The 24,492-nt window shown below is 72.4% G+C and carries 21 protein-coding genes; 11 read left to right on the forward strand and 10 right to left on the reverse strand.

All coding sequences use genetic code 11. From position 1 onward, the window contains the following. Positions 1-49 precede the first annotated feature (49 nt). Together OG974_RS14295 and OG974_RS14300 are read right to left on the reverse strand one after the other, a co-directional pair. Positions 50-748 (reverse strand): response regulator transcription factor, encoded by a 699-nt coding sequence (locus OG974_RS14295; RefSeq protein ID WP_327283070.1) that lies wholly within the window; start codon positions 746-748, stop codon positions 50-52. Between the two features lie 38 nt (positions 749-786). Then, positions 787-1,620 carry an adenosylcobinamide-GDP ribazoletransferase gene (locus tag OG974_RS14300; RefSeq protein WP_327283071.1) on the reverse strand — a complete coding sequence of 278 codons (834 nt, stop codon included), beginning with the start codon at positions 1,618-1,620 and terminating at the stop codon, positions 787-789. Between the two features lie 87 nt (positions 1,621-1,707). Here OG974_RS14300 and OG974_RS14305 point away from each other — a divergent pair, with 87 nt between their 5' ends. Then, entirely contained in the window at positions 1,708-2,478 is a 771-nt protein-coding gene (locus tag OG974_RS14305; RefSeq protein WP_327283072.1) for a hypothetical protein, read from the forward strand. A gap of 124 nt (positions 2,479-2,602) precedes the next feature. Here OG974_RS14305 and OG974_RS14310 read toward each other — a convergent pair whose 3' ends face one another. Continuing rightward, positions 2,603-2,881 (reverse strand): hypothetical protein, encoded by a 279-nt coding sequence (locus tag OG974_RS14310; RefSeq protein ID WP_327283074.1) that lies wholly within the window; start codon positions 2,879-2,881, stop codon positions 2,603-2,605. Between the two features lie 13 nt (positions 2,882-2,894). Beyond that, entirely contained in the window at positions 2,895-3,689 is a 795-nt protein-coding gene (locus OG974_RS14315; RefSeq protein WP_327283075.1) for a PspA/IM30 family protein, read from the reverse strand. 323 nt (positions 3,690-4,012) lie between these two features. On the opposite strand from OG974_RS14315, the gene OG974_RS14320 reads away from it, so the two are divergent. After that, positions 4,013-4,621 carry a DUF3043 domain-containing protein gene (locus OG974_RS14320; RefSeq protein WP_327283076.1) on the forward strand — a complete coding sequence of 203 codons (609 nt, stop codon included), beginning with the start codon at positions 4,013-4,015 and terminating at the stop codon, positions 4,619-4,621. A 101-nt stretch (positions 4,622-4,722) separates the two neighbouring features. Next, positions 4,723-5,430 (forward strand): class I SAM-dependent methyltransferase, encoded by a 708-nt coding sequence (locus tag OG974_RS14325; RefSeq protein ID WP_327283077.1) that lies wholly within the window; start codon positions 4,723-4,725, stop codon positions 5,428-5,430. An 84-nt stretch (positions 5,431-5,514) separates the two neighbouring features. On the opposite strand, the gene OG974_RS14330 is transcribed toward OG974_RS14325, so the two are convergent. Next, the gene (locus OG974_RS14330) at positions 5,515-5,727 is read right to left on the reverse strand and encodes a hypothetical protein (protein WP_327283078.1); all 213 of its coding nucleotides are present in this window, start codon (positions 5,725-5,727) and stop codon (positions 5,515-5,517) included. 104 nt (positions 5,728-5,831) lie between these two features. Here OG974_RS14330 and OG974_RS14335 point away from each other — a divergent pair, with 104 nt between their 5' ends. The 5 genes from OG974_RS14335 (at position 5,832) to OG974_RS14355 (ending at position 12,167) form a co-directional block, all read left to right on the forward strand. Continuing rightward, the gene (locus OG974_RS14335; protein ID WP_371646653.1) at positions 5,832-7,037 is read left to right on the forward strand and encodes a bifunctional adenosylcobinamide kinase/adenosylcobinamide-phosphate guanylyltransferase; all 1,206 of its coding nucleotides are present in this window, start codon (positions 5,832-5,834) and stop codon (positions 7,035-7,037) included. A gap of 71 nt (positions 7,038-7,108) precedes the next feature. Beyond that, a complete protein-coding gene (gene cobT / locus OG974_RS14340; RefSeq protein ID WP_327283080.1) occupies positions 7,109-8,173 on the forward strand; it encodes a nicotinate-nucleotide--dimethylbenzimidazole phosphoribosyltransferase in 1,065 nt (354 codons plus the stop codon). A gap of 106 nt (positions 8,174-8,279) precedes the next feature. Further along, entirely contained in the window at positions 8,280-10,178 is a 1,899-nt protein-coding gene (locus OG974_RS14345) for a phosphatidylglycerol lysyltransferase domain-containing protein (RefSeq protein ID WP_371646656.1), read from the forward strand. Beyond that, positions 10,175-10,909 (forward strand): hypothetical protein, encoded by a 735-nt coding sequence (locus OG974_RS14350; protein WP_327283082.1) that lies wholly within the window; start codon positions 10,175-10,177, stop codon positions 10,907-10,909. Before OG974_RS14345 ends, OG974_RS14350 begins: the two co-directional genes overlap by 4 nt. A 43-nt stretch (positions 10,910-10,952) precedes the next feature. After that, on the forward strand, positions 10,953-12,167 hold the full coding sequence (locus OG974_RS14355; RefSeq protein WP_371646658.1) for a sensor histidine kinase: 1,215 nt from the start codon (positions 10,953-10,955) through the stop codon (positions 12,165-12,167). Between the two features lie 22 nt (positions 12,168-12,189). Here the strand turns inward: OG974_RS14355 and OG974_RS14360 are convergent, their stop codons facing one another. The 5 genes from OG974_RS14360 to OG974_RS14380 form a co-directional block, all read right to left on the reverse strand. Then, complete coding sequence (locus tag OG974_RS14360) at positions 12,190-13,041, reverse strand: endo alpha-1,4 polygalactosaminidase (protein ID WP_327283083.1); 852 nt, start codon at positions 13,039-13,041, stop codon at positions 12,190-12,192. Next, a complete protein-coding gene (locus tag OG974_RS14365; RefSeq protein ID WP_327285623.1) occupies positions 13,038-13,685 on the reverse strand; it encodes a spherulation-specific family 4 protein in 648 nt (215 codons plus the stop codon). Before OG974_RS14365 ends, OG974_RS14360 begins: the two co-directional genes overlap by 4 nt. Before the next feature lie 107 nt (positions 13,686-13,792). After that, positions 13,793-15,331: a hypothetical protein gene (locus tag OG974_RS14370; RefSeq protein WP_371646660.1), complete on the reverse strand. Its 1,539-nt coding sequence runs from the start codon at positions 15,329-15,331 to the stop codon at positions 13,793-13,795. Continuing rightward, the gene (gene pelF / locus OG974_RS14375; protein WP_327283085.1) at positions 15,328-16,863 is read right to left on the reverse strand and encodes a GT4 family glycosyltransferase PelF; all 1,536 of its coding nucleotides are present in this window, start codon (positions 16,861-16,863) and stop codon (positions 15,328-15,330) included. The genes OG974_RS14370 and pelF overlap by 4 nt, the downstream gene beginning before the upstream one ends. 104 nt (positions 16,864-16,967) lie before the next feature. Next, entirely contained in the window at positions 16,968-18,995 is a 2,028-nt protein-coding gene (locus OG974_RS14380; RefSeq protein ID WP_371646662.1) for a hypothetical protein, read from the reverse strand. Positions 18,996-19,341: 346 nt separating this feature from the next. On the opposite strand from OG974_RS14380, the gene OG974_RS14385 reads away from it, so the two are divergent. The 3 genes from OG974_RS14385 (at position 19,342) to sucB (ending at position 24,406) form a co-directional block, all read left to right on the forward strand. Continuing rightward, positions 19,342-20,874 carry a leucyl aminopeptidase gene (locus tag OG974_RS14385; RefSeq protein WP_327283087.1) on the forward strand — a complete coding sequence of 511 codons (1,533 nt, stop codon included), beginning with the start codon at positions 19,342-19,344 and terminating at the stop codon, positions 20,872-20,874. Between the two features lie 343 nt (positions 20,875-21,217). Then, positions 21,218-22,606: a dihydrolipoyl dehydrogenase gene (gene lpdA, locus OG974_RS14390; protein WP_054225644.1), complete on the forward strand. Its 1,389-nt coding sequence runs from the start codon at positions 21,218-21,220 to the stop codon at positions 22,604-22,606. A 54-nt stretch (positions 22,607-22,660) separates the two neighbouring features. Continuing rightward, positions 22,661-24,406: a 2-oxoglutarate dehydrogenase, E2 component, dihydrolipoamide succinyltransferase gene (gene sucB / locus OG974_RS14395; protein WP_371646664.1), complete on the forward strand. Its 1,746-nt coding sequence runs from the start codon at positions 22,661-22,663 to the stop codon at positions 24,404-24,406. Positions 24,407-24,492: the final 86 nt, after the last annotated feature.

The following is a 24,492-nucleotide window of genomic DNA, read 5'->3' on the forward strand; positions in this document are numbered from 1 at the left end:
ACGCCGCTGCGCGCTGTCGTGCTCCCGGACCCGTGTACGGCCGGCGGCGCTACTCGGCCCGGGGTCGGACCAGACCCGATTCGTAGGCGATGACGACCAGTTGGGCCCGGTCCCGGGCACCGAGCTTGGCCATGGCCCGGTTCACGTGGGTCTTCACGGTGAGCGGGCTGACTTCGAGCCGTCCGGCGATCTCGTCGTTGGACAGGCCGGCGGCGACGTGGACGAGGACCTCGCGCTCCCGGACGGTCAGTGCGGCGAGCCGCTCGGCGTGCGCGGCGGGGGCGGCGGGATCGGCTCCGCCGCCCTGTGCGAGGAAGGTGGCGATGAGCCCTTTGGTGGCGGCCGGGGAGAGCAGCGCCTCCCCGGCCGCAGCTACGCGGATGGCGTTGAGGAGTTCCTCGGGCTCGGCGCCCTTGCCGAGGAAGCCGGAGGCGCCGGCCCGCAGGGACTGCACGACGTACTCGTCGACCTCGAAGGTCGTCAGCATGACCACGCGGACGGCGGCGAGTTCGGGGTCCGCGCTGATCATGCGGGTGGCGGCGAGCCCGTCGGTGCCGGGCATCCGGATGTCCATGAGGACCACGTCGGGCCGGGCCTGCCGGGCGAGCGCGCAGGCCTGGGCGCCGTCGGAGGCCTCGCCGACGACCTCCATGTCGGGCTCGGAGTCGACCAGCACCTTGAAGGCGCTGCGGAGCAGGGCCTGGTCGTCGGCGAGCAGCACCCTGATGGTCGTCGGCGTCTCTTCCACGCCCCGACCCTACGCGGTCCCCTCTCCGGGGAGGGCGGTCAGCCCAGGGCCAGGACGACGAGGGCGGTGGTCCCCGCGATCTCGGCGAGGGCGCCGAAGACGTCGCCCGTGACCCCGTCGAAGCGGCGTACGCACCGCCGGAGCAGGAGCTCCGCCGCGCCCAGGGCGATCAGGACCGCGCCCGCGCACTGGACGGCGGCGCCCGGCCCCACCGGCAGGGCGGCCACCCCGGCCGAGGCGGCCACCAGGGCGGCGATCCCGGCGGCCGAGCGCTTGGGGAGCACCCCGGCCACCGCCGCCCCCAGCCCTTCGAGGCGGGCCGGCGGCACGCCGTCACGGGAGGCCACCGTCATGGCCAGCCGGGCGGTGACGGCCGCGATGACCGTCGCCAGGGCCCCGTGCACCCAGCTCTCGGCGTAGAGGTCCGCCAGCGCCCCGGCCTGGACCAGCAGCACCAGCAGCAGCGCCACCACCCCGAACGGGCCGATGTCGGACTGCTTCATGATGCGCAGCGCCACATCGGCCGGCTTCGCGCTGCCCAGCCCGTCGGCGGTGTCGGCGAGCCCGTCGAGGTGCAGTCCCCGGGTCAGGGCGGCCGGTACGGCGACGGTGACGGCCGCCGCGAGCAGCGGGCCGCCGCCAAGGACCAGCAGCAGCACCCCCGGTACCGCCGCGAGCACGCCTACGACGAATCCGGCGAGGGGTGCGCAGGCCATGCCGGTGCGGGCTGCGGGCCGGTCCCAGCGGGTGATGCGGGCGGGCAGCACGGTGAGGGTGCCGAACGCGAAGCACAGGCCGTCTCGCAGGGAGGCGCGCTCGGCGGGCGGCGTCAGGGGCGGCGCGGGAGGCTGGTCATCGAACGAATCTTTCATCGGCGCGAACGCTACCTGTTCGCCGCGGACGGTAAATTGCCTCATACGGGAAAAATAGGGAGCTGCCACGACAGGGGAGCCGGCGGTATGGGTCACTGGTGGTACCGGAACATCGTCGAACCGGGGAAACTGCCCCTGCTCCTCGCGCTGCTCTCCTTCGTCATGTCGTTCCTGGTCACCCGAGTGATCACCCGGCTGATCCGGGCGGGGCGGGGACCCTTCAAGAACATCACCCCGGGCGGCGTGCACGTCCATCACGTGGTGCCCGGCATCATCCTCGTGATCATCGGCGGGTTCGGGGCGGTCGGCAGCGGCCGGTACGGTCTCGGCGCCATGGCCTCCGCCGTCATCTTCGGGCTGGGCGCGGGCCTCGTGCTGGACGAGTTCGCGCTGATCCTGCACCTCGACGACGTCTACTGGAGCGAGCAGGGCCGCAAGAGCGTCGAGATCGTGGTGTTGACGGCGGCCCTGGTGGCGCTGGTGCTGGGCGGGTTCCTGCCCTTCGGCGTCAACGACCTGACCGCCGACGAGCGGCAGAGCCGCGGGCTGGTCATCATGAACACCGCCACCAACTTCTTCCTGGCCTTGATCGCCCTGTGGAAGGGCAAGGCGCGCACCGCGCTCTTCGGCACGGTCATCCCCTTCGTGGCACTGATCGGGGCGATCCGGCTGGCCCGGCCGGGCTCCCCGTACGCGAAGAGGTTCTACGCGAAACGCCCGCGGGCCCGCGCCAAGGCCAGGCTGCGCGCCTTCCACCACGACCGGCGCTGGGCGGCCCCGCGCCGCAAGTTCGAGGACTTCATCGGCGGGACCCCCGACCCGGCGCGGGCTCCCGTCTCCAAGCCGACGAAACACTGACGAAGCACCGACGAGGCGCTGACGAAGCACTGACGGAGCGCTGAGGGAAAACCGGCGGCGCCCGGCCCGCCCCCGCGAAGGGGGCCGGCCGGGCGCCGTCACGTCCGGGTCGCGGCGCCGGGGCTCAGCCCGGGATCAGGCCGTCGTCGCTGAGCATCTGCCTGACCTCGTCGAGCGAGGCGTCGCCCGCGGGGAGGATCAGCTCGGACGGCTCCAGGGCGTCGTCCGGCAGTGGCGTGCCGAGCCGCCGCACGGCGTCGAGCAGCGCGCCCAACGTGCGCCGGAAGGCGTCCTCGTCCCCGCCCTCCATCTCCGCGAGCAGTTCGTCGTCCAGCTTGTTGAGCTCGGCGAAGTGGCCGTCGGCCACCTGCAGCTGTCCTTCCCCCATGATGCGGACAATCATGACGGGCCCCGTCCTACTGCTTGTCGAAGCGGTGCTGGGTCTGCGACTGCTGGTTGTTGCCCGGGGCCCCGCCCTCGATGGCCTGCTGCTGCGCCGACGGGCCGCCCGCCAGCTCGGCCTTCATCCGCTGGAGCTCCAGCTCCACGTCCGTACCGCCGGAGAGGCGGTCCAGTTCGGCCTGGATGTCGTCCTTGGAGCCGAGGCCGCTCTGGTCGTCCAGGGCGCCGGAGGCCAGCAGCTCGTCGATCGCGCCGGCGCGGGCCTGGAGCTGGGCGGTCTTGTCCTCGGCGCGCTGGATGGCCAGGCCGACGTCGCTCATCTCCTCGGAGATGCCGGAGAAGGACTCCGCGATGCGGGTCTGCGCCTGCGCCGCCGTGTACGTGGCCTTGATGGTCTCCTTCTTCGTGCGGAAGGCGTCCACCTTGGCCTGTAGGCGCTGCGCGGCCAGCGTCAGCTTCTCCTCCTCGCCCTGGAGGGTCTGGTGCTGCACCTCCAGGTCGCTGACCTGCTGCTGCAGCGAGGCACGCCGGGACAGCGCCTCGCGGGCCAGGTCCTCGCGGCCCAGGGCGAGGGCCTTGCGACCCTGGTCCTCCAGCTTGGCGGACTGGCCCTGGAGCTGGTTCAGCTGCAGCTCCAGGCGCTTGCGGGAGGTCGCCACGTCGGCGACGCCGCGGCGCACCTTCTGAAGCAGCTCCAGCTGCTTCTGGTACGAGTAGTCGAGGGTCTCGCGCGGGTCCTCGGCCCGGTCCAGGGCCTTGTTCGCCTTCGCGCGGAAGATCATCCCCATACGCTTCATGACACCGCTCATGGGCTTCGCGCGCCCCCTTCTGACGGACTTCGCTCCAGGTCACCAGCCATGGCGATCATCCCGGTCCCCCGGGCCGACCGCCATCAGAACCCACAGTACGGGCCCTGTCTCCATTACCGCACTGTTCGTGTACGGATGCGCTCCTCCTCCAGGACGACTCCACCCCCGCCCGTGTCAGGCGTAGGGAGTAGGTGCTCCCCCGACCGGCGCCGGGGGTCCGGGATGAGGCCCGACCCGCAGTACGAACCCTGCACAGGGAAGACGCAGGCCGTTGCCGGATCGTTCCCGAGCGGAGTGGGGTACCCGGCCGCGACCACGTAGGCTTGGGTTTTGTGTTTGGTAGCCGCTCCTCCAAGGAAGAGAAGGCCGCCGCCACCGACAAGGTGAGCGCCGACCTCTCGCAGCCCCGTAACCCGCAGGCCCCGAAGGGCCGCCCGACGCCGAAGCGTGCTGTGGCCCAGTCGCAGCGCAAGGCCGTGGTGGCCTCGACCGGCAATCGCAAGGAGGACGCCAAGCGTGCCCGTGAGCGCCGCCGCGTAGAGATGGCCAAGCAGCGCGAAGCGCTGGCCAGCGGTGACGAGCGCTATCTGCCCGCCCGTGACAAGGGCCCCGTCCGCCGGTACGTCCGCGACTTCGTGGACTCCCGCTACTCCGTCGCCGAAATGTTCCTGCCGCTCGCGGTGATCATCCTCGTGCTGAGCATGGTGCGGGTGCCCTCGATCCAGAACATCGCCCTGCTGCTGTGGCTCGCGGTGATCGCCCTGATCATCCTCGACTCCATCGGCCTGGCCTTCCGGCTGCGCAAGGCCCTCGCCCAGCGCTTCCCCGACGAGCCGCGCCGCGGCGCCGTCGCGTACGGCCTGATGCGCACCCTCCAGATTCGCCGGCTGCGCCTGCCGAAGCCGCAGGTCAAGCGCGGGGAACGGCCCTGAGCGGAGGGAAGCCCGGAACGTCGGGGGACGGCTTCGCGGGGGGCGCCAGGCTGTGGCTTGAGGGACTGGGCGGACTGCGCAACGCCGTCCGCCAGGAACTCGTGGGCCGGCAGGTCGACGAACAGATCGCGCAGCGCTTCCCGGTCGGGCAGCGGCTGCGCGTCCTCGACGTCGGCATGGGCCAGGGAACCCAGGCGCTGCGCCTCGCCCGCGCCGGGCACAAGGTCACCGGGCTGGAGCAGGACCCGGCCATGCTCGCCGTCGCCCATGCGGCGCTGGCGGCCGAGCCCGCCGGGATCCAGGACCGGGTCGAGTTCCTGGAGGGCGACGGCCGGGAAACCGGCGCGCACTTCACGCCGGGCAGTTTCGACGTGGTGCTCTGCCACGGAGTCCTGATGTACGTGCCCGAGCCCGACGCGATGCTGGCCGGGCTGGCCCGGATGCTGGCGCCCGGCGGACTCCTGTCCCTGCTGGTGCGCAACGGCGACGCCCTGGCGATGCGGCCCGGGCTGGACGCCGACTGGGCGGGTGCGCTGGCCGCCTTCGACACCGTCGACTACACGAACCGGCTGGGCCTGGACGTGCGGGCCGACCGGCTGTCCGGGCTCACGGCCACGCTGTCCGGGATCGGTGCGCCGCTGCAGGCCTGGTACGGCGTGCGCGTCTTCACCGACGGGACCGAGGCCGGCGAGACGCTGCCCCCCGACGAGGAGCTGGAGCGGCTGCTGGCCGCCGAGGACCGCGCCGGGCGGACCGACCCGTACCGCGGGGTCGCCGCGCTGCTGCACCTGTGCGGCGTACGGGGCTGACCCGACGCCTCCCCGAAGAGACCGAGAACCGCAGAAGCCCGGACCCCGTGCGGGGTCCGGGCTTCGTGCATCGGCGGGCGCCGCTCAGGCGTCCAGCGCCTCGCGCAGGCTCATCGCGTACAGCTCGGTGCCGTTGTCGTCCGACAGCTTCACCTTCTCGGTGCCGCCTTCCAGCAGGTCCTTCCAGTACTCACCGATCCAGGATTCCGCGTCGCCCTGCGTCGTGAACTCCTCCGGCTGCACCGACGGGCTCGTCTCGCTGCCGTCGGCCGTCTCGAACCGCCACGTCCACGCCATGTCCGCCTCCGTTGCTCGTCCGCTGCTCGCACGCTTCTCGCCTTGAGTCTGCCCGCAGAGTAACCGGGCGCGCACCACTCTCGGCGACGCGGGAGGATCTTCTCGTGGAACTCACTCTGCTCGGCACCGGCACACCCGAAGGACTGCCCCGCCCCGGCTGTCCCTGCGCGGTCTGCGCGGTCTCCGTCGGCCCCCGGGCGCGCGCCGCGACCTCCCTGCTCGTCGACGGGGCGCTGCTGCTCGACCTGACCCCCGGGGCGGTGCTCGCCGGCGCCCGCGCGGGGCATTCGCTGGCCGGCGTGCGCCAGGTCCTGCTCACCCATCCGCACGACGGCCCGCCGGTCGAGTTGCCGCCGGGGCTGCCGGCGGCCGGGCGGGTGCCGGACGGGCAGGAGCTCGCGGTGATCAGCGGGCACCGGGTGCGGGCGGTTCCGATGGACGCGCCGGGCACCGGGTACGAGGTGACCGGCCCGGACGGGAGCCGGCTGCTGTACCTCCCGCCCGGCGGAGCACCGGCCGGGACGGACCACGGCGACGGGCAGCGCCCCTACGACATGGTCCTCGCGGACGTGCTGGGCCGGCCGGAAGCGCTGGTCCGGCTGCGGGCGAGCGGCGCCGCCGGGCCGACCACGGACGTGATCGCCGTCCACCTGGACCACGACACCCCGCCGGGCCGGGAGCTGGAGCGCCGGTGTGCCGCGGCCGGGGCACGGGCGGTGCCGGACGGGACGACGCTGACGGTCGGCGAGTACCACGCGGTGCCGGACCTGCCGCGCCGGACGCTGGTGCTCGGCGGGGCCCGCTCCGGGAAGTCCTTCGAAGCGGAACGGCGGCTGGCGGGCTTCCCGGAGGTGGTCTACGTGGCCACCGGCGGCTCTCGGGACGGCGATGCGGAATGGGCGGCGCGGATCGGCCTGCACCGGGAGCGCCGGCCGGGGAGCTGGCGGACGGTGGAGACCTGCGAGCTGGTGCCGCTGCTCGTGGAGGGCGGGCCGCCGCTGCTGATCGACTGCCTGGCGCTGTGGCTGACGGACGCGATGGACCGGGCGGGCGCCTGGGACGACGCCGTCTGGGCGGGGCAGGGGCAGAAGGACCTCCGGGAGCGGGTGGCGGAGCTGGTGGCGGCCGTGCGGGCGACCCGCCGCACGGTGGTGGCCGTCAGCAACGAGGTCGGCTCGGGGGTCGTTCCGGCGACCGCTTCCGGCCGGCGTTTCCGCGACGAACTCGGGCGCCTGAACAACCTGGTGGCCGCCGAGTGCGAGCACGTCCTGATGGTGGTGGCCGGGCAGGTCGTGGTCCTCAAGGGCTGACTCCGCGGCCCGCCCGGCGAGCACCCCCGACGGGGCTTGGGGAGGGCCTTACCCGCTGTACGCTCTGGCAGATGACCACGCTGAATCTCGACGACTTCTCCGATCTGATCGAGCGCCCCGACGGGGGCGTCCGGCGTGACGCCGAGGAACGCCGTGAGCGGCTGGCCGTGCCGGCCGGGGCGCTGGGGCGGCTCGACGAGCTCGCCGAGTGGCTCGCCGCGGCGCAGGGGCGGGTGCCCGTCCGGCCGATCGAGCGGCCGCGCGTCGTGCTGTTCGCCGCGGACCACGGGATCGCCGCCGAGGGGGTGTCCGCCCGCGCCGCCGGCAGCGCGCACGAGTTGGTGCGCTCCGTGCTCGACGGCAACAGCCCCGTGTCGGTCCTCGCCCGGCGCCTGGGCGCCGGCGTACGGATCGTCGACGCCGGCCTGGACTGCGAGCCCGGGCTGCTGCCCGAGGACGTGGTCCGCCACCGCGTGCGCCGCGGCAGCGGACGGATCGACGTCGAGGACGCGCTCACCCTCGAAGAGGCCGACGCGGCCCTGCGCCTCGGCATGCGGATCGCCGACGAGGAGGCCGACTCGGGCACCGACCTCGTGGTCCTGGGCGACTTGAGCGTCGGTGGAACCACGGTCGCGGCGACGCTCGTCGCCGCCCTGTGCGGAACCGACGCCTCCGTGGTCACCGGGCGCGGCGGCCGGCCCATCGACGACCTGACCTGGATGCGCAAGTGCGCGGCGATCCGCGACGCGCTGCGCCGGGCCCGCCCGGTCCTCGGCGACCAGGTCGCCCTGCTCGCCGCGGTCGGCGGCGCCGACGTGGCCGCGATCACCGGCTTCCTGCTCCAGTGCGCGGTCCGCCGTACGCCGGTCATCCTCGACGGCGTCGTCTCGGCGGCCTGCGGACTGGTGGCCCAGCGCGCCGCGTTCCGGGCCCCCGACTGGTGGCTGGCCGGTCAGGCCAGCGGCGAACCGGGCCAGACGAAGGCCCTGGACCGGATGGCACTCAACCCGGTGCTCGACCACGGCGTCACAGTGGGAGAAGGAACCGGGGCATTGCTGGCCCTCCCCCTGGTCCAGGCGGCCGCCGCACTCGCGGCGGAGCTCCCGGAGCAGGCGGTGCAGGAGCCGAAGGACTGAACGCCCCGCTCCGGGAGTTACGCGGCCCGACCGGCCGCGTACCCCGGACCGGGCCACTCATCGACGGCGGGGCCCCATATCATCGCGTTTCATGGGAGAGGCCCGCTTGACCAGCGCAGACACCGACCGGACCGCCACACAGGCCGCCAAGACGGCCCAGGGCTCCGGCAAGGACACGAACAGCAGGAAAGACGAGAGGAAAGACGACAAGAAGGACGAAGGGGGCGGCCGGGGAACCGGCCGGGGGTCCGCCCGGTCACGGCGCAGCGCCGCGTTCGCGGTCTGGTACCTGCGCGCCGTCACCTTCGTCAACTTCCTCAGTGCGGTGTGGCTTTCGCTCGGGCAGGACCTGCGCCGGCACAACACCGCGGATTTCTACACCCCGTACCTGCTCACGGCCGGCTTCGCGTCCGGCCTGTTCTCGTTGCTGCTCGCCGTCACCATGGGCCGGCGCAAGCGGGCCGCGTGGATCCTGAACCTCGTGCTCAGCGGCATGCTGCTGTTGGCCTTCGCCACCGCCGCCTTCGCCCCGTGCACCAGCGGTGACTTCAACCTCTGCTACCCGGAGTTCCGGGACCACACGCAGAACTGGGTCTCCCTCGCGCTGACCGCCGGCTTCGTCGGCGCCCTGCTGCTGGGCCGCCGCGAGTTCTACGCCAAGGGCGACCGCTCCAACCCCAAGCTGGCCACCGCCGTCGGCGCCGTCGGCCTGCTGATCACCTCGCTGCTCGCCGCGCTGATCGTCGGCGCCGCCAACACCGACCCGGACGCCGCCGACGCCACGTTCCTGGCCCGCTGGCGGTACGGCGTGATGCGGCTGATCACCCTGGAGCCGAACGCCCGCGACTACGCGGCGATCACCACCCCCGGCTGGGTCGACATCGTGATCAACGTCATGTCGACGCTGCTCCTGATCGCCGTGCTGCTCGCCGCCTTCCGCTCGCGCCGCGCCGTCGACCCACTGACCGAGGAGGACGAGGAGAAGCTGCGCGCGCTGCTCGCCAGGCAGGGCGACCGCGACTCGCTCGGCTACTTCGCGCTGCGCCGCGAGAAGTCCGTCATCTGGTCCCCGACCGGCAAGGCGGCCGTCACGTACCGCGTCGTCGGCGGCGTCTCGCTGGCTTCCGGCGACCCGATCGGCGACCCCGAGGCCTGGCCCGGCGCCATCGAGCCCTGGCTGGCCGAGGCCCGCGAGCACGGCTGGGTGCCGGCCGTGATGGGCGCCAGCGAGGAAGCCGGGCAGATCTACGCGCGGCACGGACTGGACGCGCTGGAGCTGGGCGACGAAGCCATCGTCGAGACCGACGAGTTCACCCTGGAGGGCCGCGCCATGCGGACCGTCCGGCAGGCCTTCAACCGTGTCAAGCGCGCCGGGTACACCGTCCGCATCCGCCGCCACGCCGACATCCCCGGTGACGAGATGGACGTGCTCCTCACCCGCGCCGACGACTGGCGCGACGGCGCGACCGAACGCGGCTTCTCCATGGCGCTGGGCCGACTGGGCGATCCCGGCGACGGCCAGTGCGTGATGCTGGAGTGCACCGACGGCAAGGGCGAGCTGCGCGCCGTGCTGTCCTTCGTGCCGTGGGGCCCCAAGGGCCTGTCGCTGGACCTGATGCGCCGTGACCGCGATTCCGAGAACGGCCTGATGGAGTTCATGGTCATCGAACTCCTGGAACGCTCCAAGGAGATCGGCGTCACACAGGTCTCGCTCAACTTCGCGATGTTCCGTTCCGTCTTCGAGCGGGGGTCCAAGCTCGGCGCGGGTCCGGTGCTGCGCATGTGGCGCTCGCTGTTGAGCTTCTTCTCCCGCTGGTGGCAGATCGAGTCCCTCTACCGGGCCAACGCCAAATACCGGCCGATCTGGGAGCCGCGGTTCATGCTCTTCGAGAAGAGCTCCGACCTCCTGCGGATCGGTATCGCGGCGGGCCGGGCCGAGGGCTTCCTGGAGGCACCCGGGCTGCCGAAGTGGCTGAACCGCAAACATCTGGAGACCAATCGTTGACGGCTTGGACGACAACCCCCCTGCGGCGGTTCGCCCGCCGCGAGTGGGGGCCCCTGTTCTGGACCGTCCGGGACGCCCTCGTCCGCGACAAGTGGCGGGCCGCCCCGATGACCCTGGGGGCCGTCTGCCTGACCTCGGTCTTCCAGATCGTCCAGAACACGTCCTGGGGGTTCCAGCCGGTCCAGAACCTCGGGTCGGTCAAAGCCGTCGACCCGCTGTGGCTGGCCGTGCTGCGGACCCCGCTGTCCCTGTTCGTCCCCGCCCTCGACCTGCCCGTGTGGGGGGCGCTCGCCCAGATCCTGCTGGTCTTCGGGATCTCCGAGATCTGCATCGGCTGGTGGCGCACGCTGGTCATCGGCTACGTCGCCACCCTCGCCGGGACCACGTACGCGCGGATCGGGCTCTCGCTGGGCGCCGACCACCCCTTCGGCCTGCCGGTGTCCGACCGCGTGGTCAACGACACCGGCCCGTCGGCGGCGGTGGTCGGCCTCGCGATCTACGTGTGCTGGCGCTACCGGGCGTACCTGACCGGCGCCGTCGTCATCGCGGTGATGATCGGCGAGGTGCTGGTCAAGGACAACCTGGCGGGCAAGGAGCACCTCGCGGCCATCGCCGCCGTCATGGCGGTGTGCGTGGTCCGCGCGAAGTGGGGGCCGGAGCGCTCCCGCACCCCCCTCGGCAGGCGCCCGCCCCCGGCGGCCCCGCTGCCGCCGCAGCGGCCGGGCGCCTGACCGTCCCGTCCGGCGGCCCGGAGGCAGGCCGTACCGTATCGGGGTGACGACAGACCTCGGGCCGTTCGCCCCCACCCGGCACTGGATGCGGGCCCATCCGCTCGCCACCGATGCCGTCCTCGCGCTCGGGGCGCTGGTCTCCATGGTCGTCGGCTCCTTCGCCGACCCGCACGGCGCGCACGGGCCCACCTTCGGGACCCGGACCCCCGAGCCGTTCTCGCTGCTGCTGATGGTGCTGGGCGCGGCCGCGCTGGTGTTCCGGCGGCGCCGCACCCGCACCGTGCTCGCCGTGACCATCGGGCTGTGCCTGCTGGAGCTGACCACCGGCGAGCCGCGGGCTCCCGTCGCCATGTCCACGGTGATCGCCCTCTACACGCTGGCCTCGCGCACGGACCGGCCCACCACCTGGCGGATCGCCGTGCTCACGATGGCGGGGCTGACGGGCGTGGCCATGCTGGCCGGCCCGCTGCCCTGGTACGCGCAGGAGAACATCGGGATCTTCGCCTGGACCGGGATGGCCGCGGCCGCCGGTGACGCCGTGCGCAGCCGGCGGGCGTTCGTCGACGCCATACGGGAGCGGGCCGAACGGGCCGAACGGACCCGCGAGGAGGAGGCCCGGCGGCGGGTCGCCGAAGAGCGGCTGCGGATCGCCCGGGACCTGCACGACGTGGTGGCCCACCACATCGCCCTGGTCAACGTGCAGGCGGGGGTGGCCGCGCACGTCATGGACAAACGCCCGGACCAGGCCAAGGAGGCCCTGGCCCACGTCCGGGACGCGAGCCGCTCGGCGCTGAACGAGCTGCGGGCCACGGTCGGGCTGCTGCGGCAGTCCGGCGACCCGGAGGCACCGACCGAGCCGGCTCCGGGGCTGGCCGTCCTGGACGAGCTGGTGGACACCTTCCGGCACGCCGGGCTGCCGGTGAAGGTGATGGTCGAGCTGGGCCGGGAACGGGACCCGCTGCCGGCCGCGGTGGACCTGGCGGCGTACCGGGTGATCCAGGAGGCCCTGACCAACGTGCGCAAGCACGCGGGCCCGGAGGTCCGTGCCGAGGTCAGCGTGGTCCGGGTCGGCACCTCGGTGGAGGTGACGGTGCTGGACGACGGCGGCACCGCCGAGGTCGCCGAGGACGACGGCGCGGGCGGTGGCCACGGGCTGCTCGGCATGCGCGAGCGGGCCACGGCGCTGGGCGGCTCCTGCTTCACCGGTCCCCGGTTCGGCGGCGGCTACCGGGTGCACGCCGTCCTCCCCGTCACCTAGCCCCCGGTCTTCGTCCGGTCCGCTACTTCTCCTGCTCGTTCCCGGGCGGGCAGAACTGGCGCCAGACGCCCAGCTCGTACTTCTTCTGCAGCGAGCTGAGCCGCAGTTGCTGCGAGCGCGGGCACCACTTCCCGATCCGGCCCTCGTACTCCACGTGGAAGACGGCCTTGCCCGCCGTGACGAACGGGGTGAGCCGCTCGCACTCGTCGTACTCGAAACACTGCTCGTTGACCGCGAAGTCGAAGTCCCCCACCAGCTGCGGGATCTGGTCGAGGTCGTTCTTCAGCCCGACCGCCAGGCCGCGGTCGTGCGCCAGCTTCGCGATCAGCCGGTTGTACTTCAGCTGATCGTCGGCGGTGAGCGGGAAGCCCGTCTCGTTGCGGTAGCCGTCCATGTTGTCCGGCTCCACCGCGTCGAAGCCCTTTTCGCGGCACATGTCGAACCGTTTCGCCATCAAGGGCTCCAGCTCCGAGGTCCGCCGGACGTCCAGCCAGCGCTCGCCCTCCCAGCCGTTGCCCTCGCCGAGCAACGCCTTCGGGAAGGCGGCGGCGTCGGGGCGGAACTCCTCCCAGGCGCCGGTGGACACGTAGCAGATGGTCCGGCGGCCGGCCCGCTCCAGCTCGGCGACCTGTTCCTCGGTGGTGTTGAACCCGTCGACGTCGTACACGGCGGCCTTCACCGAGGTGTCCAGCTTCTCGGTGAGCTGCCACTGCCAGCTGACCCCCGGCTTCGGCTGCCAGCGCTCCCCCGGCGCAGGGGCGAGCGACCGGTCGTCCGGCTCCTGCGGCCGCTCGCTGGTGCAGGCGGCCAGCAGGAGCAGCAGGAGCAGCGGCACGGCGCGGCCGGCGCGGCCGCGGCCGGTGGTGCGCGTCATCCGGCGGCCTCCAGGGCGTACGGGAGGGTCCCCCACGGGTGCGCGCCGGTCCCGGGGACCGCGCAGTGCACCGCGGCCCCCCGTCGGCTGGCCAGTTCGGCGGCGGGCGCGCCCGGCGGGACCGCGTACACGAGGTGGCAGAACCGCTGGGCGGGGTGGTCGGCCGTCCAGGGCGGCACCGCCGCGTCCCGGTAGGCGTCCCAGGGGCCCTCGAAGGTGACCAGTAGATCGGCGAGTGCGGCGTAGTCGGGGTGCGGGTGGACCCCGTGGTTGAGCACGAGGGTCCGGGCGCCGGCGGCCCGGGCGGCGACGGCGAGCCGCCCGTAGTGCGACAGCAGGGCCTGATCGGCGGAGGCCTGGTCGAGGAAGGCCCCGTCGGCGCCGTACCAGTCGCGGTGGCGCAGCAGGTCCTGCACCACGGCGGAGTGCGGGCGCCGCCCGTAGTCGGTGTCGGTGTAGCCGAGGACGGGCACCCCGGCGTCGCGCAGTCGCTGCGCGACGGCGGCGAACCGCTCGTCGGGGGCCTCGCCGGGCCCGCTGGCGGGGTTGAGGACCACGGAGTGCAGCCGGCCGGCGGAGCGGATCAACAACTCCCAGTCCTCGGGCCGGTCGTCGGGGTGCTCGTAGAGGGGCACCAACAGCATGGGGGCCTTCTTCTCGTACGGGGTCACGTCGTTCGGGGTCGCGTCGTTCGGGGTCGCGTCGTTCGGGCTGTCGCGGATCGGGGTCACGTCGTACGGGCTCACCGGGATCAGCGGTGGGCCGTCGCGCGGCCGAGCAGGAGGCAGACGAGCGTGCCCAGCGCCGCCGCGGCTGCACCGGCCACGACGAGCTGGACCAGCCGCGGCTGCCCGAGCCCGAGCAGCAGCGCCAGGCTCTGGGCGACGGCCGCCGAGGCGCAGACCACGGCCGCGGGCCGGACCGCGCCGAAGGACTGGAGCAGCAGCCCGGTCCACATGACGGCGCCGAGCAGCAGCAGGGTCGCGGCCCGGACCCCGGTCAGCGCGGGGGCTCCCGGCCACAGCAGGGTTCCGGTGAGCCCGAGGAGCAGGAGCACCGCCAGGTACGCGGCGAGGCAGCGGCCCAGCGTGCCGAGCATCCTCAGTCCGAACTGCCGGGGCGAACGGGCCGCCCGCAGCCCGGCCAGGCTCCCGCTGCGGAACCGGTGGAGCAGCCATTCGGCGGGCCCCATGCTGAGGGTGAGCGCCACCGCCGACGGGGCGGCGACGGCCTCGGCGGGACCCCCGGCGAGCACCTCCCCGAGGGCGGCGTACAGCACGAGCAGGCCGGTGCCGAGGCCGAACACGCCGTACGGCACGGAGTCCCCGATCCGGGGACCGCGCGGGCCGTACTCCTCCTCGGCTCCCCGCAGCATCCGCCAGCGCACCGGGCCCTCGCCGGGTCCGTGCCCGGACCAGTCCCGGATCCGGCGCACGCCGGACCGTACGCCCTCGGCCAGCGGCAGCTCGTGTAAGGCGAGGGTGCAGGCGGCCAGCAGGGACACCAGCAGCAGGCCCACCCGCACCGGCAGGGGCGGGTCGGTGAAGAGCGAGAGCAGCGCCCCCGCGGCCATCGGGGCGAGAGCGGCGAGCAGCACCCGTTCCCGGCCGAGGACCAGCAGCACGGTGGCGGCGCCGACGTACAGGGCCTGGCCTGCGGCGAACGCGTACGAGAACGGCGGCCCGCCGGGCACGGTCAGCGCGGCGGCGATGCCGAGCAGGGCGCCGACGGGGGCGCCGACGAGCAGGGTCCGCCCGGCGGCGGCCCTGTCTCCCAGACCCAGCCAGGAGTAGGCGCGGTGGGACAGGGTCTGGTCCCACACCCAGCCGATGAGCGCCCCGGCGAGCAGGGTCAGCGTCCCGGCGGGCAGGCCCAGGCGGTCCTTGGGGCCCTCCAGCAGCGGGGCGCCCAGGACGTAGGCGAGACCGGGCAGCGCGAAGATCAGACCGCGCAGCAGACAGGCGGTGAGGGAGACCCTCCAGGGGTCGGGGACGTGCTCCGGTTCGGGGAAGGAGCGGGGCACCCGGACGTAGAGCTCCTCGGCGAGGCCGAAGGAGTCGTGACGCCCGTAGGCGAGCCGGATGTGCTCGTCGGTCATCCCGTCGGATTCGAGGATGGCGGCGATCTCGTCGGGATGGACGGCCGCCGCGATGAAGGGGCCGAGGCGTTCGGCGAGTTCGTCCATCGGGTCGCCGGCGGGGCCGGGCTCCCCCGGCCCGGTGCGCCGGGGCCGGGGGATGGCGGGCAGGGTGTCGCCGCCGGGGACGCGCAGCCAGAGGGATCCGCTCACCACAGGCTCCCGTCGGCGGCGAGTTCGCGGTACCAGGGGTCGGCGAGCCGCTGCGTCCAGTCGTCGCCCTCGCGGACGGGCAGGACGGGCTGGCCGGCGAGTTCCCGGTAGATGTGGCGGAAGCCGTCCACGGACTGGTGGAGGGTGAACTTCTCGACGACCCGCTTGCGGGATCGCCGGCCCAGTTCGGCGCGGCGTTCGTCGTCGCGGAGCAGGGCGAGGGTGGCGCGGGCCATGGTCTCCGGTTCGCGCGGCGGGACGACGAGCCCGGTGTCGCCGACGGCCTCCCGCACCCCGCCGACGTCGGTGGAGACGGTGGTGCGGCCGCAGGACATGGCTTCGATGATGCTGAAGGGGAAGCCCTCGCTGATGCTGGAGAGCATCACGACGCTGCCCGCCGCGTAGGCCCCGGCGACGTCCGCGACGCGGCCCTCGTACGAGATCCCGTCGGTCACGCCGAGTTCGGCGGCGAGTTTCTCCAGGCGGAGCTTGTACTCCTCGCAGCCGGCCGGGACCGGGCCGAACAGCCTCAGCCGCAGGGCGGGCAGCTCTTCGCGCATGAACGCGTAGGCCCGGACGAGGGTTTCGAGGTCCTTGATCGGGTCGATGCGCCCGCACCAGCTGAGGGTGGGGACCTCGGGTTCGGGTCCGGCGTCGGGGAAGGCGTACGGGTCGACGCCGTTGTACACCGTGCGGATGCGGTCGGGGGCGGCGCCGCCGCGCTCCTCCCAGCGGCGGTTGTACTGGTTGCACGGGGTGATGAGGTCGGCTTGCCGGTAGCCCTCGGTGTTGAGCTCCCGGTAGAAGCCGAGCATCAGGGCCTTGACCGGCCAGCGCTGCTGCGCGGTGCGGTAGCCGAGGTAGCGCTCGCGCAGGTAGATGCCGTGCTCGGTGAGCAGGAAGGGCACCTGGTCGAGGTACTTGGCGGCGAGGGCCGGGAGGGTGGCGAGGCCGCTGCTGACGGAGTGCGCGACGCTGTCGGGCGGGATCCGTACGGCGAGCGGCCGCAGCGCGTGCTCGATCAGGTCGGTGGCGGTGAGCGCGTCGTGGATGGTGGGCCCGGCGGCGGCGGTGGAGACGCCGGGGCGCGTCCACACGTCCATGAGGAGGCGCAGGACCGTTTCGGAGCGCAGGGCCGGGGCGAGGCGGCCGGCCCGGGCCAGGACGGCGAATTCGCGGAGGGCTTCGGAGAATCCGCCGCGGCCGGGGGTGCCCCCTGCGGTGGCCGGGGGAGGATCGAGGAGCGAGAGCAGGAAGGTTTCGTAGGTGTCGGCGAACCGGCGGTGCGCCTTGCCCCGCAGGACCGAGCGGCGGCCGGGCGTCGCTCCCCAGAGCGGGACGGCGGTGTGCCGGTAGACGTTGCGGGGCAGCTCCCACGTGACGGGCTCACGGCCGGAGCCGGTCAGGGCTATGACGTTGAAGTCGACCTCCGGCATCCCGCGCACCAGTTGGTCGCACCAGGTGCTGACTCCCCCGTGGACGTGTGGATAGGTGCCTTCGGTGAGCATGGTGACATGACGCCCATGACTCATGCGCTGTGTCCCCCCAGGACGGAAAAGGGGCCGGCGCCCGTAGATGTGCGGAGCGCCGGCGCTAGGTGGTACCAGGTGGTACTGGCGTCGGAGTGACGCGGTGGTCAGCTGGGCAGCTTGAGCGTGACCGCGCTCTGGAGCATCTCGGGCGCGGTCCACGCCGAGCGGTTGCCCGCGTAGGCGGTGCCGAAGTCGGCGGTGCCCAGCAGGAGCTGCTTCTTCGTGCCGTTGGGTGCGGTCAACGGGGCGACGACCCCGGAGGGCGCCTTGACGGTGACGGCGGTCCCGATGCGGTAGGCCGTGACCTTGCCGTCGGCCAGGGCCTTGTCCCAGGCGGCCCGGCGGCTCAGCTCGACGCCGGTGTCCTTCATGCTCTGGTTCACGATCGGGGCGCTGGGTGCGTAGAGCGCGCGGTAGGTGTCGAGGACCTGGTTGAGCACCGGGTAGAGGGTGCGGTCCTCGGCGAGGTTGGACTGGTGGACGTAGTGCGGACGCGGGTCGTTGGCCAGGACGTGGCGCAGGGCGGTCCGCGCCTCGGCCGGGACGATGTAGTCCAGGTAGCCGGTGGAGGCGTTCAGCGGGGCCGGCAGACAGGTGGAGGTCGCCGGGTTGTCCTCGCAGGTGCCGCTGCCGCCCTGGGCGCGACTGGTGTAGATCCAGTTGTACTCGTCGGCCATCTCCGCGTTGGTGCCCGTGTTGTAGTACACGTTCATCGGGTAGCGGGGGACGGTCAGGGCGGCGCCGACCGCGCGCTGTGCGGACTCGCGCGAGTTGTCGCTGCCGGCCCACTTGACCCCGTTGTCGGCGAGCGCGCCCGCCAGGTTCGGGTTGTCGACGGGCTGCTCCGGGAGGGTCTTGAGGCCCGAGTGCTCACCGGTGACGAGCTCGGAGCGGTCGGTGGTGATGCCCTTGGCCGCGGCCCAGTTGTTGTTGTCGCGGATCTGGGCGGAGATCTCGGACCGGCTCATCCAGTTGACGGCGCCCTGGGTGTTCTTCGTACAGGTCCACGGGACGGTGGTGGTGTCCTGGACGCAGCCGAGGAACGGGTGGGTGTAGGTGTGGTTCATCCAGCGGTACTTGGCCCGGTCCGCGACGAGCTGTGCGGTGAGGGCGTCGGTGCCGCCGTTCTCGGTCTTCCACTCCTCGCCGGCGCCGGCGTTGAAGAGGAGGTCGAGTTTGAAGTTCTTGCTCGTCTGCCACTGCGCCGCGTACTGGGCGTCGGCGGCGGACATCCGGATGGTGCTCTCCTTGCCCTCGCCGCCCGCACAGGCGTAGTCGCCGGGCGTGCAGTTGAGGTCCTTGCTCCACCGGGCGTCCGGGGCGAAGACGTCGTCGACGTGGACGGCGAAGTACTGGCGCTCCTGGCCGAGATGGACCCCCTGGGTGAGCCAGTCGACGATGCCGCGCGCGAGCAGCCGGAACTGCTGCTGGTACTGGTTGTAGCCGAAGGTGACGACCAGTTCGCTGCGGCCGTCGTGCGCGTACTCGCCGACGAGCGAGGCCCGTCCGCCGGCGACGGGCGCGTCGAGGTAGCTGGTGTAGCCGGCCCGCGGCTTGCCCATGAACCCGTAGCTCTCGGGGACCAGGGCGGAATTGTCTTCGAAGGCGACCTGGCCGGCCAGGTAGTTGAACGGGCCGGCCTTGCCGGCGGCGGTGACGGAGGCCTGGGTGCCGTCGAGCTGCCCGCTGTAGCCGCCGTTGTCGGTATATTCGAGGCCCACGCCCGGGTGGGCCCAGGTGTAGGCGTCGACCTGGCGGATGTTGTACGTCGTCTCGTACGTGCTGAGTGCGGCCATCTCGGCCGAGCCCTCGCCGAACGGGTTCTCGTTCGGCAGCACGACGCCCTGGTACTTGGCGCGCGGCCGGCCGTCGACCGTGTCGCTGAGGAACCCGGCGTTGATCACCGGGCGGCCGGAGCTGCCCAGGACGACCCGGGTGTAGGGCACCCCGGTGTCCCGGAGCTGGGCGGTGATCGCCTCGACCGAGCTGCCGCCGTCGTCGACGACGAGCACCTTCAGGTCGATGCGCGGTGTCACGACCGCCTCGGCGGTCGCGGCGGGCATTGCCACGGACATCAGCGCTGCCACGGCCATTGCGGCGGCAGCCCTGTTCATCCGGTTCTTGTTGACCATTTCGGCCTTTCCCCCCGCAGGCATCACTCGACTACGGCCCCATGGCGGTCGGCCGGGCCGAGGAGGCTCTGTGGAAATCATGCAAAGGGACCCCGCGTCCCCTTGCGAGAGTGGACCGAGTCTCTCGGACCTCGTCAGGTCTAAAGGGCAAACCTGGAACAGAAGCCACAGATGGGTGAACCTGTCGGCGGCTTGATCGAACAACTTGCCAAACCTTCGAGTGCCGTACGGACGAGCCGCTACGCGTAGGCTCATTTCTGGCGGCCGTCGGGCCGGAATACGATCGCTACGGATGGCCGTCCACCCACTCGGCCCACAACACAAACGGAAGCGAGACTTCACCACCGTGACTGCTCTGACTCTCAGCACTGCCGGCGCGGCGACGCTGCGCGCCGACGCCCTCGTGGTCGGCGTGGCGAAGGGCCCGAAGGGCCCGGTCGTCGCCGCAGGCGCCGAGGCCGTGGACAAGGCGTACGACGGAAAGCTCGCCGCCGTGCTCGACGCGCTCGGCGCCTCCGGCGCCGAAGGCGAGACCACCAAGCTGCCGGCCCCGGACGGCCTGAAGGTCCCGGTCGTGCTGGCGGTCGGACTCGGCTCCGTCCCCGAGAAGGACGAGTCGTACGACGAGGAGGCCCTGCGGCGCGCCGCCGGCGCCGCCGCCCGCGCCCTGCACGGCTCCAAGAAGGCCGCCTTCGCCCTCCCCCTGGACGACGCCTCGGCCGTGACCGCCGTCGCCGAGGGCGCGCTGCTGGGCGCGTACGCCTTCACCGCCTACCAGGGCGGCGAGAAGAAGGCCTCCGGCAAGAACGGCGGCCCGAAGCAGCCGCTCGCCGAGGTGACCCTGCTCGGCGCCAAGCCGCGCGACAAGGAGCACAAGGCGGCCGCCGAGCGCGCGACCGTCGTCGCCACCGAGGTCAACGTCGCCCGCGACCTGATCAACACCCCGCCGAACGACCTCACCCCCGAGGCCTTCGCCGCCGTCGCCTCCGCGACGGCCAAGGAGAACGGCGTCAAGGTCCAGGTCCTCGACGAGAAGGCACTGGTCAAGGGCGGCTACGGCGGCATCATGGGCGTCGGCAAGGGCTCCGAGAACCCGCCGCGCCTGGTGAAGCTCTCCTACACCCACGCCAAGGCGGAGAAGACCCTCGCCTTCGTCGGCAAGGGCATCACCTACGACTCGGGCGGCATCTCCCTGAAGCCGGCCGGCCACAACGAGACGATGAAGTGCGACATGTCCGGCGCCGCCGCCGTCTTCGCCGCCGTCATCGCCGCCGCCAAGCTGGGCCTCCAGGTCAACGTCACCGGCTGGCTCGCGCTCGCCGAGAACATGCCCTCCGGTTCCGCCACCAAGCCCGGCGACGTGCTGCGCATGTACAGCGGCAAGACCGTCGAGGTCCTGAACACGGACGCCGAGGGCCGCCTGGTCCTGGGCGACGCCCTGACCAAGGCCTCCGAGGACAACCCGGACGCGATCGTCGACGTCGCCACCCTGACCGGCGCCATGGTGCTGGCCCTGGGTGACCGCACCTTCGGGATCATGGCGAACGACGACGCCTTCCGCACCGCGATCCACGAGATCGCCGAGGAGGTCGGCGAGGCGTCCTGGCCGATGCCGCTCCCCGAGGACCTGCGCAAGACCATGGACTCCCCCACCGCCGACATCGCCAACATGGGTGTCCGGATGGGCGGCGGCCTGGTGGCCGGCCTCTTCCTCCAGGAGTTCGTCGGCGAGGGCATCACCTGGGCGCACCTCGACATCGCGGGCCCGGCCTTCCACGAGGGTGCGCCGTACGGCTACACCCCCAAGGGCGGCACCGGCTCGGCCGTGCGCACCCTGGTGCGGCTGGCCGAGCGTACGGCCACCGGCGACCTGGGCTGACGTACCTCACCCAGCGCACCTACCACGTGTGAGGCGTGCCGCCTGACATGTGATGTGTGACGCGTGACGCACCCCGGGGCCTCGAAGATCAGTCGATCGAGGCCCCGGGTTCGTTCACCCACAACGAAATCCGTAGGTTTCTACGCTTCGGTAACCCCTACTTCGGGCAGAACGACCTGCCACAGTGCGGGCCCGGCGTCCCGCGTTCCCCCGACAAATGCGAAGATGGGTTCTCGGCAGGACAGGGCCCCCACCACAGGGCCGAATCAACAAGCGGCCGATTACCAGCCGCCGCCCGGTCACAGAGGACCGGTGCTCGGCGCACATGCATGGAGGACGTGACGTGGCGAACGACGCCAGCACCGTTTTCGACCTAGTGATCCTCGGCGGCGGCAGCGGCGGTTACGCCGCGGCTCTGCGCGCATCCCAGCTGGGTCTGGACGTTGCCCTGATCGAGAAGAACAAGCTCGGCGGCACCTGCCTGCACAACGGCTGCATCCCCACGAAGGCCCTGCTCCACGCGGGCGAGATCGCGGACCAGGCGCGCGAAGCCGCCCAGTTCGGCGTGAAGGCCACCTTCGAGGGCATCGACATCGCGGGTGTGCAGAAGTACAAGGACGAGGTCATCTCGGGCCTGTACAAGGGCCTGCAGGGCCTGGTCGCCTCCCGCAAGGTGACGTACATCGAGGGTGAGGGCCGCCTTTCCTCGCCGACCTCCGTCGACGTGAACGGCCAGCGCATCCAGGGCCGCCACGTCCTGCTGGCGACCGGCTCCGTGCCGAAGTCGCTGCCGGGCCTGCAGATCGACGGCAACCGCATCATCTCCTCGGACCACGCGCTGGTCCTGGACCGCGTTCCCGAGTCGGCGATCGTCCTGGGCGGCGGCGTCATCGGCGTCGAGTTCGCCTCGGCGTGGAAGTCCTTCGGCTCCGACATCACCGTGATCGAGGGCCTCAAGCACCTCGTCCCGGTCGAGGACGAGAACAGCTCGAAGCTGCTGGAGCGCGCGTTCCGCAAGCGCGGCATCAAGTTCAACCTCGGCACCTTCTTCGACAAGGCCGAGTACACCGAGACCGGCGTGCGCGTCACGCTGGCCGACGGCAAGACCTTCGAGGCCGAGGTGCTGCTGGTCGCCGTCGGTCGCGGCCCGGTCTCGCAGGGCCTCGGCTACGAGGAGCAGGGCGTCGCGATGGACCGCGGCTACGTCCTGGTCGACGAGTACATGCAGACGAACGTGCCGACGATCTCGGCCGTCGGCGACCTCGTCCCGACCCTGCAGCTCGCGCACGTCGGCTTCGCGGAGGGCATCCTCGTCGCGGAGCGCCTGGCCGGTCTGAAGACCGTCCCGATCGACTACGACGGCGTTCCGCGCGTCACGTACTGCCACCCCGAGGTCGCCTCCGTCGGCATCACCGAGGCCAAGGCCAAGGAGATCTACGGCGCGGACAAGGTCGTGGCCCTGAAGTACAACCTGGCGGGCAACGGCAAGAGCAAGATCCTGAAGACCGCGGGCGAGATCAAGCTCGTCCAGGTCAAGGACGGTGCCGTGGTCGGCGTCCACATGGTCGGTGACCGGATGGGCGAGCAGGTCGGCGAGGCCCAGCTGATCTACAACTGGGAGGCCCTGCCGGCCGAGGTCGCGCAGCTCATCCACGCGCACCCGACCCAGAACGAAGCGCTCGGCGAGGCCCACCTGGCCCTGGCCGGCAAGCCGCTTCACTCCCACGACTAATACGTCACGGGCGCGACGACCACTTCCGCACATTCGTTAGGAGCAACTGAAACCATGTCGGTTTCCGTAACCCTTCCGGCGCTCGGAGAGAGCGTTACTGAGGGCACTGTCACCCGCTGGCTGAAGGCCGAGGGCGAGCGCGTCGAGGCCGACGAGCCGCTGCTCGAAGTCTCGACCGACAAGGTCGACACCGAGATCCCGTCCCCCGTGTCCGGCATCCTGGCCGCCATCAAGGTCGCCGAGGACGAGACCGTCGAGGTCGGCGCCGAGCTGGCCGTCATCGACGACGGCTCCGGCGCGCCGGCTGCCGCCGAGGCCGCGGCCCCGGCACCGGCAGCAGTCGCCGAGGTTCCGGCCGCGCCGGCCCCGGTCGCCGAGGCCCCCGCCGCCCCGGCCCCGATCGCGGAGGCTCCGGCCGCCGCTGCACCTGCCGCCTCCGGCACGGACGTCGTTCTCCCCGCCCTGGGCGAGAGCGTCACCGAGGGCACCGTCACCCGCTGGCTGAAGCAGGTCGGCGAGTCCGTCGAGGCCGACGAGCCGCTGCTCGAAGTCTCCACGGACAAGGTCGACACCGAGATCCCCGCGCCGGTCTCCGGCACGCTGCTGGAGATCCGGATCGGCGAGGACGGGACCGCCGAGGTCGGCGCCGTCCTGGCCGTCATCGGTGCCGCCGGTGCCGCCCCGGCCGCCGCTCCGGCTCCGGCCGCCGCTGCTCCGGCCGCCGCCCCGGCGCCGGTCGCGGCTGCGCCTGCCGCTCCGGCTCCGGTCGCCGCCCCGGCTCCGGTCGCCGCCCCGGCTCCCGTGGCCGCTCCGGCTCCCGTTGCCGCTCCGGCTCCGGTCGCCGCCCCCGCCGCTCCGGCTTCCGCCGGTGACGAGGGCGCGTACGTGACCCCGCTGGTGCGCAAGCTCGCCTCGGAGTCCGGCGTCAACCTGGCTTCGGTCTCGGGCACCGGTGTCGGTGGCCGCATCCGCAAGCAGGACGTCCTGGCCGCCGCCGAGGCCGCCAAGGCCGCCGCTGCCGCCCCGACTCCGGCCGCCGCCCCGGCCGCGAAGGCCCCGGCTGCCGCCGCGGTCTCCGAGCTGCGCGGTCAGACCGTCAAGATGACCCGCATGCGCAAGGTCATCGGCGACAACATGATGAAGGCGCTGCACTCGCAGGCTCAGCTCAGCTCCGTGGTCGAGGTGGACATCACCAAGATCATGAAGCTGCGCGAGCAGGCCAAGGCGTCCTTCCTGGCCCGTGAGGGCGTCAAGCTCTCGCCGATGCCGTTCTTCGTCAAGGCCGCCGCCCAGGCGCTGAAGGCCCACGCGGTCGTCAACGCCCGGATCAACGACGACGAGGGCACCATCACCTACTTCGACTCGGAGAACATCGGCATCGCCGTGGACTCCGAGAAGGGCCTGATGACCCCGGTCATCAAGGGTGCCGGCGACCTCAACCTGGCGGGCATCTCCAAGGCGACCGCCGACCTGGCCTCCAAGGTCCGCGGCAACAAGATCACGCCGGACGAGCTGTCGGGCGCGACCTTCACCATCAGCAACACCGGTTCGCGCGGTGCGCTGTTCGACACGGTCATCGTGCCCCCGAACCAGGTCGCCATCCTGGGCATCGGTGCCACGGTCAAGCGTCCGATGGTCATCGAGACCCCCGAGGGCACCGTCATCGGCGTCCGCGACATGACGTACCTGACCCTGTCCTACGACCACCGCCTGGTGGACGGTGCGGACGCGGCCCGGTACCTCTCGGCCGTCAAGGCGATCCTCGAAGCGGGCGAGTTCGAGGTCGAGCTCGGCCTCTAAGGCGCACGCCGCACCGGCAGCCCCTCGTACGGCGCCCCCGCCCGGAACCACTTCGGGCGGGGGCGCCGTCGTCATACCCTGGTGGG

The organism is Streptomyces sp. NBC_00597 (assembly GCF_041431095.1).
Classification (GTDB): Bacteria; Actinomycetota; Actinomycetes; order Streptomycetales; family Streptomycetaceae; genus Streptomyces.

Bases quoted from the DNA above. Each gene is read 5' to 3' on its own strand.
- OG974_RS14300 (WP_327283071.1), bottom strand. From the start codon at position 1,620: ATGAAAGATTCGTTCGATGACCAGCCTCCCGCGCCGCCCCTGACGCCG.
- OG974_RS14305 (WP_327283072.1), top strand. From the start codon at position 1,708: ATGGGTCACTGGTGGTACCGGAACATCGTCGAACCGGGGAAACTGCCC.
- OG974_RS14310 (WP_327283074.1), bottom strand. From the start codon at position 2,881: ATGATTGTCCGCATCATGGGGGAAGGACAGCTGCAGGTGGCCGACGGC.
- OG974_RS14315 (WP_327283075.1), bottom strand. From the start codon at position 3,689: ATGAGCGGTGTCATGAAGCGTATGGGGATGATCTTCCGCGCGAAGGCG.
- OG974_RS14330 (WP_327283078.1), bottom strand. From the start codon at position 5,727: ATGGCGTGGACGTGGCGGTTCGAGACGGCCGACGGCAGCGAGACGAGC.
- cobT (WP_327283080.1), top strand. From the start codon at position 7,109: ATGACCACGCTGAATCTCGACGACTTCTCCGATCTGATCGAGCGCCCC.
- OG974_RS14360 (WP_327283083.1), bottom strand. From the start codon at position 13,041: ATGACGCGCACCACCGGCCGCGGCCGCGCCGGCCGCGCCGTGCCGCTG.
- OG974_RS14365 (WP_327285623.1), bottom strand. From the start codon at position 13,685: ATGCTGTTGGTGCCCCTCTACGAGCACCCCGACGACCGGCCCGAGGAC.
- pelF (WP_327283085.1), bottom strand. From the start codon at position 16,863: ATGAGTCATGGGCGTCATGTCACCATGCTCACCGAAGGCACCTATCCA.
- OG974_RS14380 (WP_371646662.1), bottom strand. From the start codon at position 18,995: ATGGTCAACAAGAACCGGATGAACAGGGCTGCCGCCGCAATGGCCGTG.
- sucB (WP_371646664.1), top strand. From the start codon at position 22,661: ATGTCGGTTTCCGTAACCCTTCCGGCGCTCGGAGAGAGCGTTACTGAG.